Genomic DNA, 13,068 nt, shown 5'->3' on the forward strand with positions numbered 1-13,068 from the left:
GCTGATCGAGCGCAACGGGGCGGTCCTGTTCCCGCCGCCGGCGCCGGTCGGCATGGAAGTGATCGCGCTGGCGGTGGCGGCGCTGCTGGATCGAGAGACGCGCGAATTGCGCATCGATGCCGCCGATCCGCACTCGCCGTGGACCCACGCCGGCGCCTGGCGGCTCAATGGCGGTGTGTCGCGCACGCTGCGTTTCGGCTATGGCGAGCAAGTGCTCGACGTAAAGCTGGACAGCAATGCGCGCGGCAGCACGCTGATCTACGCCGACCAGGCCGCGCCCTTTGCCTATACCTGCCAGGCGGACGATCTTCGCGTCAACCTCGGCACGCGGCGCACGCACGGACAGGTGCATGCCGATGGCGAGATCTTCCATGTCTTCTACGCCGGGCGGCATGTGAGCCTGGCGTGGCTCGACCCGCTCGCCCACGCGGGGGAAACCGAGGGCGAGGGCGGCAAGCTGACCGCGCCGATGCCGGGCAAGGTCATCGCCGTAATGGTCGAGGCCGGCACCACGGTCGCGCGCGGCACGCCCCTGCTGGTGATGGAGGCGATGAAGATGGAGCACACCATCAGCGCGCCGGCCGACGGGGTCGTCAGCGAAATCCTCTACGGCGTCGGCGAACAGGTGACGGAAGGGGCCCAGTTGCTGGCGTTCGAACGGAAATAGGCAGGCACCACGGCATCCGGCGTCGCGCGCCACGCCGCGGCACGGCGCAGCACCGGTCATGACTGTGCCCGGTGCGCATGCAAGGCATTGCCTGGTGCGGTCCCGCTCGCGCGATGCCGTGCTCCGCCATTCGCCCCCGCGGCGCATTCCTCTGCCAAAATAGCCCTTTGCACCACCAGAGTCGCTGGAGACATCATGAAGTTGCAGTTGTACGTTCCCGATGGCCGTTACGATCCATGGATCGAAGGTTTCGCCGAGGCGCTGCCCGAGGCCACCTGCGTGACCTGGGACGACAGCCGCGGCGAATCCGCCGATTACGCCGTGGTCTGGCGCCCGCCGGTCGAGATGCTGCGCGGCCGCACCGACCTGAAGGCAGTGTTCAACCTTGGCGCCGGGGTCGACGGCATCCTGCGCCTGCGCGACGAAGATCCGCAGGCGCTGCCGGCCGGCGTGCCGATCGTGCGGCTGGATGACGCCGGCATGGCGGCGCAGATGGCCGAGTACGTCACCTCGGCCGTGTTGCGCTATTTCCGCCGGCTGGACGACTATGCCGCCCAGGCGCAGGCCGGCAAGTGGAAATTCCTCAAGCCGCACCGCCGCGCGGACTTCACCATCGGCGTGATGGGCGTCGGCACGCTCGGCACGCATATCGCCCGCACGCTGGCCGGCTTCGGCTTCCCGGTGCGCGGCTGGAGCCGCACCGCGCGCGCGGTCGAGGGCGTGGTGGGCTTCCACGGCGATGCCGGCCGCACGCCGTTCCTGGACGGCCTGCGCGTGCTGGTCAATGTGCTGCCGCTGACGCCGCAGACCGAGAACATCCTGAACGGCGAACTGTTCGGCAAGCTGGCACAGGGCGCCTACGTGATCAACGTCGCGCGCGGCCAGCACCTGGTCGAATCCGACCTGCTCGCGGCGGTGCAGGCCGGCCAGATCGCGGGCGCCACGCTGGACGTGTTCCGCACCGAGCCGCTGCCCTCCGAACACCCGTTCTGGCAGGAGCCGCGCATCACCATTACGCCCCATATCTCGGCGCTGACGCTGCGCGAGGACAGCATCGCGCAGATTGCCGGCAAGATCCGCGCGCTGCGCGCCGGCCAGCCGATCGCGGGCGTGGTCGACCTGCAGCGCGGCTACTGACCCGCCATACCCGCCCCATACCCCACCGGATAAACGACAGGAGACAGCCATGACCATGCCTAACTACGTGAAGATCGTTGAAGTGGGCCCGCGCGACGGCCTGCAGAACGAAAAGGCAATGGTGCCGACGGACGTGAAGGTCGCGCTGATCAACCAGCTCACCGACGCCGGCTTCGTCAATATCGAGGCCGCCTCTTTCGTGTCGCCCAAATGGGTGCCGCAGATGGCCGACGGCGCCGACGTGATGGCGCGCATCCAGCGCCGCGCCGGCACGCTGTATTCGGCGCTGACGCCCAACATGAAGGGCTTCGAGGGCGCGATCGCGGCCGGCGCCGACGAGGTGGTGATCTTCGGCGCGGCCAGCGAGGCGTTCTCGCAGAAGAACATCAACTGCTCGATCGCCGAGTCGATCGAACGCTTCGCGCCGGTGGCGGCCGCGGCCAAGGAGCAGGGCGTGCGCCTGCGCGGCAGCATCTCGTGCGCGCTCGGCTGCCCCTACCAGGGCGAGGTGCCGGTCAGTTCGGTGGTCGACGTGGTGCGGCGCATGCGCGAGCTGGGCTGCGACGAGATCGACATCGCCGACACCATCGGCGTGGGCACGCCGGTGCGCGTGCAGGAAGTGATGCGCGCCGCGGCGGCGGAGTTTGCGCTGGACCGGATCTCCGGCCATTTCCACGACACCTACGGCCAGGCCCTGTCCAACATCCTGGCCAGCCTGGAAGTGGGCGTCGCGATCTTCCATGCCTCGGTCGCGGGCCTGGGCGGCTGCCCCTATGCCAAGGGCGCCACCGGCAATGTCGCCACCGAAGACGTGCTCTACATGCTGCACGGCATGGGCATCCACACCGGCATCGACCTGGAAGCGGTGGTGCGCGCCGGCGACTACATCTCGCAGGCGATCGGCCGCGCCAACAGTTCGCGCGTGGGCCGCGCCCTGCTGACCAAATGGGCCGCCGCCAGCGACGCGGCGCCGGCCTGCGTGTAAGGCAAGCGACCGCAAGCAGGAGCACGCATGACGATGCCTGATGAAGCGTTGCCCGAGTCCGCGCAGCGCGTGGCCGACCTGCTGGCCGGTCTGGGCCACGACCGGCCCGTGGTGATGCTGCCGGCGACCGGCAAGACCTCGGCCGAGGCCGCGGCGGGGCTGGGGTGCAGCGTGGCCGAAATCGCCAAGTCCATCATCTTCCGCCGCGTCGCCGACGATGCGCCGGTGCTGGTGATAGCCAGCGGCAGCAACCGCGTCGACGAGGCCAAGGTGGCCGCGCGCGTGGGCGCGCTGGGCAAGGCCGACGCGCGCTTCGTGCGCGACAAGACCGGCTATGCCATCGGCGGGGTCTGTCCGATCGGCCATGCGGTGGCGCCGGTGATGCTGCTGGACCAGGACCTGTTCCGCTATGACAGCCTGTGGGCCGCGGCCGGCCATCCGCACGCGGTGTTCAACCTGACCCCGCACCAGTTGCAGCAGATGACCGGGGCCGAAGTGGCCGATGTCGCAGCCGCCGCCGCTGGCACCTCCGGAGCCGCGGCATGAGCCCGGACCTGCGCCCCGGTCTGGCGTTCACCTGGCAATACACGGTGCCGCCCAAGGCCACGGTGCCGCGCCTGTATGACGATATCCCGGGCAGCGCCGAGATGCCCGACGTGCTGTCCACCGGCTACCTCGTCGGCATCATGGAGTGCGCCTGCCTGCAGATGCTGCGCGAGCACCTGGACTGGCCGCGCGAGCAGTCGCTCGGCACACTGGTCAGTTTCTCGCACCTGGCGCCAACGCCGCCGGGCATGGCGGTAACGGTCAGGGGCAAACTGGTCGAGGTCGACGGGCGCCGCCTGCGTTTCCAGCTGAGCGCGTGGGACGGCGAGGACAAGATCTCGGAGGGCGTGCACGAGCGCCACCTGATCGACGCCGGCCGCTTCAACCAGAAGGTCGCGGCCAAGGCCGCGCGCGCGGCTGGCTGAGTGGCAGGCGCGCGCAACGCCATGGCCATGATGCCGGCCTCGCCCACCCCCCGCGCCGCCGAATTGGCCAGGCAGGCCGACACCGCGATGCGGGCCGTGCCGGTGCCGTCGCCGTGCCGCAACGTCTGCCGCATGGACCCGTCCAGCGGTTATTGCGAGGGCTGCCTGCGCACCATCGAAGAGATTGCCGGCTGGTCGTCGGCCGGCGACGAGGACAAGCGCCGCATCTGGGCGCAACTGCCGCGGCGCGCCGCAGGGCTGGCCGGCGAGGAGACATCGTCGTGAGCGAAAGCATCGTGCCGCGCTTGCCGGCCACCCTGCGCGTATTCGAACGCGGCTGGCTGTCGGCCAACAACATCCTGTTTGCGGACGGCGACGATACCGCGCTGGTCGATACCGGCTATGTCACCCACGCGCCGCAGACGCTGGCGCTGGTGGCGTCCGCGCTGCGGGGCCGGCCGCTCGCGCGCGTGATCAACACCCATCTGCACTCCGACCACTGCGGCGGCAACGCCGCGCTGCAGGCGCGCTGGCAGCCGCGCACCGCGATCCCCGCGGCGGAGGCCGGCGCCGTGGCGGCGTGGGATACCGATGCGCTCAGCTACAAGGCCACCGGCCAGCAGTGCGACCGCTTTACCTTCGACAGCGTGCTCAACGACGGCGACACGCTGCGCCTGGGCGGCATCGACTGGCAAGTGGTGGCGGCCCCCGGCCACGACCCCCATGCGGTGATGCTGTTCGCGCCCGCCGAGCGCATCCTGATTTCCGGCGATGCGTTGTGGCAGAACGGTTTCGGCGTGATCTTTCCCGAACTGGAGGGCGAGAGCGGCTTCGCCGAACAGGCGGCCGTGCTGGCGCGTATCGCGCAGCTCGACGTGCGCGTGGTGATCCCCGGCCACGGCAGCGTGTTCACCGACGTCGCCGCGGCGGTCGAACGCGCGCAAGGGCGCCTCGCGTACCTGAGCGCCGACCCGGCGCGCAATGCCGCCCATGCGGTCAAGGTGCTGGTCAAATTCAAGCTGCTGGAAGCGCAGCGGATGACGCTGGCCGCATTGGCCGCGTGGATGGAGGCGGCGCCGCTGATGGCCCATATGCGCGAGCGCTTTATGCCGGGGCAGCAGATGGCGGAGATCTGCGCGCAGACGGTGGGAGCGCTGGCGCGGGTGGGAGCGGCGCAGGTCGAGGGGGAGTGGGTGGTGAATCGGGATTAGGTTTGTTCAATGTGTGTTGGGGATGGACGCGCCTGCCCGGTGCGTCCACGAAGTACCGCCCCGACCCGCACCGCAGCCTTGTCTTCAGAACGACGTCCTGAATCCCACCTTCACACTCCTGCCCGCCATCGGCGCGATATCCCGCAGGATCGATGCCGAGTTGCGCGCGTCCTGGTTGGTCAGGTTGTCGCCGCGCAGGTACACCAGCGTTTGCGTGCCCGCCACCTTGAACTTGTAGGTCAGCGCCAGGCTCAGCAGCGTGTAGGCATCGGTCGGCGTGTCGTTGGACGGCACGCGCGTCTGCTTGGCCGCGTAGGTGACATCCACGCGCGCGCCCCAGGGCCCGGCGCCATACACCAGCGCGCCGCCCAGGCGCAGCGGCGCCAGCCGCGGCAGCGGCTCGCCGGTGTCGCGGTTTTCGCCGCGCACGTAGTCGGCGCGCGCCTCGAAGTCCAGCGTGTCGCTGCTGGTCAGCATCTTCTGCAGCAGGCGCGTCTTGCCTTCGGCCTCGAAGCCGTACAGCGTCGCCGGCACGCCCAGGTACTGGAATTCGGGCAGCGCATCCGGGCTGCCGACTGCGACCACGTCGCCGGCCTCGTCGCGCGCGCGGCCGGTGGCGCTGAGCGCGAGGTAGTTGGCAAAGCGGCTGTAGTAGCCCGACACGCCGGCGCTGTGCGCGCCTGACTTGAAGCGCACGCCCAGGTCGATCGAGGTCGCGCGCTCCTTGTTGGCGTTGGGGTCGCCCACTTCCCAGGCGCCGGTGGCGACGTGGGGGCCGTTGGCGTACAGCTCGTAGAAGGTCGGCGCGCGTTCCGTGTAGGACAGGTTGCTGGTCAGCGACCACGCCGGGTTCATCTTGTACAGCAGGCCGGCCGAGGCGCTGGTGGCGTTGAAGCTGCGGCTGGCGTCGGCGAAGCGGTCGTTGCCGTTGGCGCTGGCCTTGACGCTGCTGTGGTCGAGCCGGCCGCCGAAGTTCAGCTTCAGGTCGCCGCCGGCCGTCAGGGGCAGTTCCTCGAATACGAACAGCGCGGCATTGTCGGTGTTGGTGCTGGGCACGAAGGCCTCCTCGCCCAGCGCCGAGAAGTTGGTGTGGCCGAACTGCGTGCCGACCACGCCGCTCAGGTTGCCGATCTTCGCGTGGCGGGCCTCGAAGCGAGCGTCCCAGCCGCGGTTCTTGAAGATGGTGCCGGTCTCGCCGTCCTCGATTTCGCGGTGCTCGTAGTCGGTGAAGCTGACCTTGCCCTTGACCGACTCGAACCAGCCGCCGGTATTGCCGGCCAGGTTGCGCGCTTCGCCTTCCAGCGCGAAGCGGTCCTGCTTCATCTTCAGCCGCACCGCGTCTTCGGCGGGCGTGCCGTAGTCGTTGCGATAGGCGCTGTAGTTGGCGCCGAGGAAGCCATCAGCCCAGGTGTAGGAGCCGCCCAGCGAGCCGCCCTGCTGGTCGGCGCTGGTATTGGGCAGGCGGCCGTAAGGTTCGGCCTCGCCGTCGGGCAGCGGCTCGGCGTTGCGCAGGCGGTCGCTGCGCGCGTAGCCGGGGATGCGCAGGTCGCTGGTCTTGCGCGCGAAGGCATCGGCGTGGACGGCAAACTTGCCGTTGCCGGCCTCGATCAGCGCGCTGGCGTTGCGGGCCTGGTCGCCGCCGGCGGTGGCGCTGGCATCGACCGCGCCACCGACGCCTTCGATCGGCTCCTTGGGGATGCGGTTGTCGATCACGTTGACCACGCCGCCGATGGCATTGCCGCCGTACATCAGCGCCGCCGGGCCACGCACGACTTCGATGCGCTCGGCCACCAGCGGATCCACCGGCACGGCGTGGTCGTAAGACAGCGTGGACGCGTCGACCGTGGTGCCGCCGTTCTGCAGCACCTTGATGCGGTCGCCGTCGAGCCCGCGGATCACCGGCCGGCTGGCGTTGGGGCCGAAGTAGGTGGACGACACCCCGGGCAGCTTGTCGAGGGTCTCGCCCAGCGTGCTGGCCTGGCGCACCGCCAGCGCGTCGCCGCCCAGCGTCGAGACCGGCGCCACCATCTCGTTCAGGTCGCTGCCCAGCGGGTTGGCGGTGACCACGACTTCGCGCAGCGTGGCGCCGGCCGGGGTCGCTGGAGCGGCGGCCGGGACGGCGGCGGGAGCGGCCTCGGCAGCCGGCGCCGTTGCGGTCTGCGCCAGCGCGGCGGGCGCCACCAGGGCGGTGGCGAGCGTGGCGGTCAGGGAGGCGGCAAGTGCCGCCAGCGGCGTCAGGCGCGGGGCGGCAGGCTGGGTGTAACGGCGGGCGGTGTAACGGTTCTTCGACATGGCGCGCGGAGCAATGCAGTGGCAATCGGCCCGGCTGGCACGGCGGCATCCGGCCAGGCGCGGCACACCCGCGATGGGGCATGGCGACGCGGCCGGCAGGGCGCGTATTCAGCTCGGAATGCGTAAGACGGCGGGTGCGCGGCGCTGGCCGCGTCCCGGATCAGGCGAGGGCGAAGGCCGGCGCCGGCGGGGCGCGCGATTGGAACGGATGGGAAGAGGGCAGGTCGGGCCAGCGCCAGGCCAGGCTGGCCGGCTTGACCGGCTTGCCGAAGGCGAGCTGCAACGGTGGCAACTGGCCGCAATGGGTGTCGGCGACGGTGGCGCCATCGAACAGCACGCACGAGTGCCCGCCGAAAACCTGCGCCAGCGGGTGGGGGTCAGTGTCGGACGCGGCGCTGGTGTCGGCAACCGTGGGGGTGCCGGCCGGTGCCAGCAGGCCGCCGTGGACGATGCGGTGGGTCAGCCCGGCATGCTGCGCGAGCAGCAGGCATAGCGCCAGCCACAGCGCGGACCAGAGGCCCGGGCCGTGCGCGCGCAAGCGGGCGAACCAGTCAGTGCGCATGGGGATGGCCGCCCGGGTGGCCGTGATCGTGGGCGGGGTCGCCGCAACCGCAGTCATCGCCATGGCTGTGATCGTGGCCGTGGTCGTGATCGTCGTCGAAATCCTCGACCCAGGCCGGGAACGGGTCCGGATAGGCGGCCCAGGCCTCCACCCCGGCGGCGCTCTCGGCATCGCTCAGCAGGCAGGCGTCGAGCCGGGCCTGCAGCGCGGCGTGGTCCAGGTCCAGGCCGATCAGCACCAGTTCCTGGCGGCGGTCGCCGAACGGTGCCGGGGCGCCGCCGTCATGCATGTCGGCTTCCACTTCCGCGCGTTCGGCGGCGTCGGCCGGCCATTCCGCCGGGTCCAGCGCCGCCCACCAGGCGCCGGCGCCGCCATGGCGGCAGACGCCGCCGGACTGGTTCCAGTCGCCCGCGGTCTCCATGCGGCTGGCCAGCCAGAACAGTCCTTTGGAGCGCAGCACGCTGCCATGCTCGCGCAGCCATTCGGTATGGATCAGGTCGGCGAAGCGTTGCGGGTGGAACGGGCGGCGGCGGCGGTAGACCAGCGTGGAGACGCCGCTGGCGGCGTCCGCCGCCGGCGCCTCGCCGCGCAGTGCAGCGAGCCAGCCGGCGCCATCGGCGGCGGCTTCGAAATCAAAGCGCCCGGTGCCCAGCACGCGCCCGGGCGGCACCTCGCCGAAGCGGGCTTCGACGATGTCGGCACGCGGGTTCAGCGCCTGCAGCGCCGCGCGCAGCCGCGTCAGCTCGGCGGCGCCGACGAGGTCGGCCTTGTTCAGCACGATCACGTCGCAGCCTTCGATCTGCGCCACCAGCACTTCGGCCACGGTGCGGTCGTCGTCCTGGCCCTGCGCCAGGCCACGGTCGGCGAGGAACTCGGCTTCGTTGAGGTCGTGCAGCACGGTGGCGGCATCGACCACGGTCACCAGCGTGTCGGGCTGCACGGCCGCGTCGGGCGCCGCGCCATGCTCGGCCTCGAACAGGAAGCCTTCGGCAATCGCCAGCGGCTCGTCCAGGCCGTCGGCCTCGACCATCAGCGCGTCGAAACGGCCCGTGGCGGCCAGCCTTGCGGCTTCGGCGAGCAGCGGCTCGCCCGACGGCAGCACCGTGGCCTCGCAGCCGGGCGGCAGCGAAGCCAGCGCTTGCCCGGCCTGCGCGCCGCAGATCAGCACGCCGACACGCCCGCCCGCGCCATGCGCGAGCAGGTGGTTCAGCAGCGTGGTCTTGCCGGCGCCCGGAAAACCGGACAGCACGGTGGCGGGCAGGCGATCAGCCATGGCAGCAGCAGGGAATGTGGAGGAGGCAACGCAGTGCGCAAAGGTAGCGGGCGCGCTGTTGCAACAAGGTTGCGAATTTACCAGAAAGGCCGCGGCTGCAACAGCCGGATGATTCTCAATGTCAGGCCGTGGCCATGGCGCGACAAGGGCTGGTGCGGGGCCCAAAAACAAACGGCCCGGGTACCCGGGCCGTCATGCCGCGCAGCCTGCGCCGGCTGGCCGGCGCGCCGTGCTTCAGTCGCCGAACAGCTTCTGGCGCAGTTCGCGGCGTTGCTGCGCTTCCAGCGACAGCGTCGCGGTGGGGCGCGCCAGCAGGCGCGGCACGCCGATCGGCTCGCCGGTTTCTTCGCACCAGCCGTAGTCGCCGGACTCGATGCGCTGCAGCGACTGCTCGACCTTCTTCAGCAGCTTGCGCTCGCGGTCGCGCGTGCGCAGTTCCAGCGCGTGTTCTTCCTCGATGGTGGCGCGGTCGGCCGGGTCCGGCACGATCACGGTTTCGCGCAGGTGCTCCGTGGTCTGGTCAGCGTTCTTCAGGATTTCGTCGCGCAGCTGTTCAAGGCGGTGCTTGAAGAAGGCGAGCTGCGCTTCGTTCATGTAATCCTTGTCGCTCATCTTCAGGATTTCAGCTTCAGTCAGAAGTTTGTTGCTGCTCATGGTTGCTGCTGATTCTCTTGTTGATGCGGCCGGCGGCGTCTCAGTCCGCGCGGGTGCGCTGTCCGCGCGCTTGCGCGCCACGGTTGTTTCACTCTGGCTGGCTGCAGTCTTGCTGCTTCGCGGGCCTCCCTTCCTTGCGCCCGCTTCGGCGTTCGCCGTACTGCCGCGGGGAGCGGGCGCGGCCTTCACAGGCTGCGCCTTGAGCGTCTCTGCCGCTGCACTACCAGTCTTGCTGCGGCTTTCTTTGGTCTTCGTTGCGGCTGTCATGGGGACACCTCTCTCTCGCGTCAGTCAGTGACGGCGCGCGTCGGGGTACCCCAAGCGGAACAGGCGGTCTCCGCACGAAGCACTGCGACCGCACCTGCTGGCGGCCTGCCTCATGCTGACGACAACCGCCGCCCTGCAAGTCCACCGGCAAGCGGTGGACCGGACACCGGCGGCGGGAAAAAGGTGCGCCACCGGTATCAAATCCGGCCTATTGTACTTGAACAAATTTTTCGGAGATATGGGGAAAACCGGCTGGCGCTTCGGTATTTCCCCGGTACCCCGAACGGGGGGCAGCCGCGCGGCGGTGTCGGAAGGGATGCCGCCCATGGGACGGCAGGCGCACTCAGGCCAGGCAGTTCTCCAGGCCTTTGAGGATGGCGTCGCGGGGCAGGTCCACGCCGATGAACACCATGCGCGTGCCCGGGGTTTCGTCTTCCCACTTGGCACCGATGTCGCTGCCCATCAGCTGGTGAACGCCCTGGAACACCACTTTGCGGTCCACCCCCTCCATATATAGTACGCCCTTGTAGCGCAACAGTTTTTCCCCGTAAACCGCGAGGATTCCGGACAGGAATTCTTCCAGCTTGCCGTAGTGGAACGGCTTGTCGCTGCGGAACACGAACGACGCGATGCGGTCGGTGTGATGATGGTGGTGATGGTGGTCGTGCGCATGGCCGTGGGCGTGCCCATGGTCGTGGCCGTGATCATGGCCGCAGTCGGCGCCGCAATGCTCGCCGTGTTCGTGGTCATGCTCGTGGTCTTGTTCCTCGGCGCGCAGGAATTCGGGGTCGATCTCGAGCTTGGCGTTCAGGTTGAAGCCGCGCAGGTCGAAGATGGTGTCGATCGGGGCCTCGCCGAAATTAACCAGGCGGATCGGCGCGCGCGGGTTCATATGCAGCAGGCGGTGGCGCAGCTCGGCCACGTCGCCTTCGCTGACCAGGTCGGACTTGGTGATGAAGATGGCATCGGCAAAGCCGACCTGGCGCTGCGCCTCTTCCTGCTGGTCCAGCTGCAGGTGGGCATGCTTGGCGTCGACCAGCGTGATCACTGCGTCTAGCAGGTAGCGCGAGGCGATTTCCTCGTCCATGAAAAAGGTCTGCGCCACCGGGCCCGGGTTGGCCACGCCGGTGGTCTCGATCACCACGCGGTCGAAGTCGATCTCGCCGGCGTCGCGGCGCGTCAGCAGCGTCGACAGCGCCTGCACCAGGTCACCGCGGATGGTGCAGCAGATGCAGCCGTTGCTCATCTGCACGATCTGCTCGCGGCCATCCTGTACCAGGATCTCGTTGTCGATGTTCTCTTCGCCGAACTCGTTCTCGATCACGGCGATCTTCATGCCGTGCTGCTCGTTCAGGATGCGCTTGAGCAGGGTGGTCTTGCCGCTGCCGAGGAAGCCGGTCAGGATCGTGACCGGAATCAGTTTGGACATTGTTGGTTCTCCGGGAAATGAGTGCCGGTCAGTGGGCGGTGCGCGAACGCTTGCCGCACTCGGCGCAGACGCCGTTCACGGTCAGTTCGACATGTTCGATGGCAAAGCCGCTGGGCACGCGCGGCGCGGCCGGCTGCGCCGGGGCGGCGGCATCGTCGAGGCAGAAGGTGCGGTCACAGCGGGTGCAGTGGAAATGGCTGTGCTGGCGATGCTCCTGCGCGCGCGCGGCCTCGTGCTCGACCAGGCTGAAGCGGAACACGCGGTCGTTGCCGGCGCGCTTCTGCGCCACGCCCTGGTCCACCAGCCAGTCCAGCACGCGGTAGACGGTGACGCGGTCGATGGTCTCGCCGGCCTCGGGCAGCCGGTCGATCACGGCCTGGTGCGTCAGCGCCTCGTCGCTGCCGATCAGGCACGCCAGGATGCACAGCCGCGGCTGGGTCACGCGCGCGCCCAGCCGGCGCAGGCGCTCATGGGCGGCCTCCAGGGCCGCCGGGGTCGGGATTGCCGGTTCCGGCGCCATGGCCGGCCGGTCCGGACTGGGACGGGTCATGGCCGGATTTAACCATAGCCCTACGGTTGTTGCAATTCAGTTGCGTCAGCCGCGACGGCGGATTGCGCCTATGATCGGCACAGGACCACCTGAGCGGAGACCCCCATGCTGAATGACGCGAGCGCGCTGCTGTTCCCGAATTTCGAACCGTTCCGGCAACAGGTCGGCGAGGTCGAGATCGCCGGGGTGCGGGGCGGCTCGGGGCCGCCGCTGCTGCTGCTGCACGGCCACCCGCAAAGCCACCTGATCTGGCACCGGGTGGCGCCCGCGCTGGCCGACCACTTCACCGTGATCGCCACCGACCTGCGCGGCTACGGCAGCAGTGCGGCGCCGCCCGGCAATGCCGGCCACGAGCGCTACAGCAAGCGCACCATGGCGCAGGACCAGGTGGCGCTGATGGCGGCCCTCGGTTTCCATCGCTTTGCGCTATGCGGCCATGACCGCGGCGCGCGCGTCTCGCACCGGCTCTGCCTGGACCACCCCGAGGCGGTCAGCCGCGCCATGCTGCTCGACATCGCGCCCACGCTGGCCATGTACGAGCGCACCAGCATGGCCTTTGCCGCGGCCTACTGGCACTGGTTCTTCCTGATCCAGCCGGCGCCGTTCCCCGAGACCCTGATCAATGCCGAGCCCGATTTCTATATCCAGAAGCTGATGGGCCTGCGTCACGCAGGCCTGGCGGCGTTCGCGCCCGACGCGATGGCCGCCTACACCGCGGCAATGCGCGACCCGGCGCGCGTGCACGCCATGTGCGAGGACTACCGCGCCGCCGCCACCATCGACCTCGAGCACGACCGCGCCGAGCGCGAGGCCGGGCGCCGCCTGGCGCTGCCGCTGCGCGTGCTGTGGGGCGAGCACGGCGTGGTGGCGCGCTGCTTCGAGCCGCTGGCGCTGTGGCAGGAGGTGGCCGCCGACGTAAACGGGCGCGCGCTGCCCTGCGGCCATTACATCCCCGAGGAAGCCCCCGAGCCGCTGCTGGAGGAAATGCTCGGTTTCTTCCGCTAGCCGGCGGCGGCTGTCGCGAAACGCGGACTTTGTGGGCGATTGCTGCCATAACTTTCCCGTTTCAC

Annotated in this window: 14 protein-coding genes; 8 read left to right on the forward strand and 6 right to left on the reverse strand. The window is 69.6% G+C overall.

From position 1 onward, the window contains the following. From MKD50_RS27740 to MKD50_RS27770, 7 genes are all read left to right on the forward strand, one after another. Window positions 1-667: acyl-CoA carboxylase biotin carboxyl carrier protein subunit (locus tag MKD50_RS27740; RefSeq protein ID WP_305882099.1), on the forward strand; the 667-nt coding region annotated here is incomplete at its 5' end. 195 nt (window positions 668-862) lie between these two features. Then, window positions 863-1,804, forward strand: a complete 942-nt coding sequence (locus tag MKD50_RS27745) for a 2-hydroxyacid dehydrogenase (protein ID WP_115705461.1) — start codon at window positions 863-865, stop codon at window positions 1,802-1,804. Between the two features lie 49 nt (window positions 1,805-1,853). After that, entirely contained in the window at window positions 1,854-2,789 is a 936-nt protein-coding gene (locus MKD50_RS27750; protein ID WP_115705463.1) for a hydroxymethylglutaryl-CoA lyase, read from the forward strand. Between the two features lie 27 nt (window positions 2,790-2,816). Further along, window positions 2,817-3,335: a YbaK/EbsC family protein gene (locus tag MKD50_RS27755; protein WP_240073451.1), complete on the forward strand. Its 519-nt coding sequence runs from the start codon at window positions 2,817-2,819 to the stop codon at window positions 3,333-3,335. Then, entirely contained in the window at window positions 3,332-3,760 is a 429-nt protein-coding gene (locus tag MKD50_RS27760) for a thioesterase family protein (protein WP_252669589.1), read from the forward strand. Before MKD50_RS27755 ends, MKD50_RS27760 begins: the two co-directional genes overlap by 4 nt. 30 nt (window positions 3,761-3,790) lie before the next feature. Continuing rightward, window positions 3,791-4,045 (forward strand): DUF1289 domain-containing protein, encoded by a 255-nt coding sequence (locus MKD50_RS27765; RefSeq protein ID WP_371925400.1) that lies wholly within the window; start codon window positions 3,791-3,793, stop codon window positions 4,043-4,045. Continuing rightward, window positions 4,042-4,971, forward strand: coding sequence for an MBL fold metallo-hydrolase (locus tag MKD50_RS27770; RefSeq protein WP_252669591.1), 930 nt, complete (start codon window positions 4,042-4,044; stop codon window positions 4,969-4,971). Before MKD50_RS27765 ends, MKD50_RS27770 begins: the two co-directional genes overlap by 4 nt. An 84-nt stretch (window positions 4,972-5,055) precedes the next feature. On the opposite strand, the gene MKD50_RS27775 is transcribed toward MKD50_RS27770, so the two are convergent. The 6 genes from MKD50_RS27775 to MKD50_RS27800 all read right to left on the reverse strand — a co-directional run bounded on the left by MKD50_RS27775 (window position 5,056) and on the right by MKD50_RS27800 (window position 11,998). Next, window positions 5,056-7,263, reverse strand: a complete 2,208-nt coding sequence (locus MKD50_RS27775) for a TonB-dependent receptor (protein ID WP_240073458.1) — start codon at window positions 7,261-7,263, stop codon at window positions 5,056-5,058. A 160-nt stretch (window positions 7,264-7,423) separates the two neighbouring features. Beyond that, window positions 7,424-7,825 (reverse strand): hypothetical protein, encoded by a 402-nt coding sequence (locus tag MKD50_RS27780; RefSeq protein ID WP_115705469.1) that lies wholly within the window; start codon window positions 7,823-7,825, stop codon window positions 7,424-7,426. Next, the gene (locus MKD50_RS27785; protein WP_252669593.1) at window positions 7,815-9,098 is read right to left on the reverse strand and encodes a GTP-binding protein; all 1,284 of its coding nucleotides are present in this window, start codon (window positions 9,096-9,098) and stop codon (window positions 7,815-7,817) included. The genes MKD50_RS27780 and MKD50_RS27785 overlap by 11 nt, the downstream gene beginning before the upstream one ends. A 234-nt stretch (window positions 9,099-9,332) precedes the next feature. After that, the gene (dksA, locus tag MKD50_RS27790; protein WP_010813282.1) at window positions 9,333-9,752 is read right to left on the reverse strand and encodes an RNA polymerase-binding protein DksA; all 420 of its coding nucleotides are present in this window, start codon (window positions 9,750-9,752) and stop codon (window positions 9,333-9,335) included. Window positions 9,753-10,362: 610 nt separating this feature from the next. After that, entirely contained in the window at window positions 10,363-11,448 is a 1,086-nt protein-coding gene (locus MKD50_RS27795) for a CobW family GTP-binding protein (protein ID WP_115705471.1), read from the reverse strand. Window positions 11,449-11,476: 28 nt separating this feature from the next. Beyond that, entirely contained in the window at window positions 11,477-11,998 is a 522-nt protein-coding gene (locus MKD50_RS27800; protein ID WP_115679149.1) for a Fur family transcriptional regulator, read from the reverse strand. 105 nt (window positions 11,999-12,103) lie between these two features. Between MKD50_RS27800 and MKD50_RS27805 the strand changes: the two genes are divergently transcribed. Continuing rightward, the gene (locus tag MKD50_RS27805; RefSeq protein ID WP_240073460.1) at window positions 12,104-13,003 is read left to right on the forward strand and encodes an alpha/beta fold hydrolase; all 900 of its coding nucleotides are present in this window, start codon (window positions 12,104-12,106) and stop codon (window positions 13,001-13,003) included. The last annotated feature ends 65 nt before the right edge of the window (window positions 13,004-13,068 follow it).

This window comes from Cupriavidus mimosae, assembly GCF_023952485.1.
Classification (GTDB): Bacteria; Pseudomonadota; Gammaproteobacteria; order Burkholderiales; family Burkholderiaceae; genus Cupriavidus; species Cupriavidus taiwanensis_C.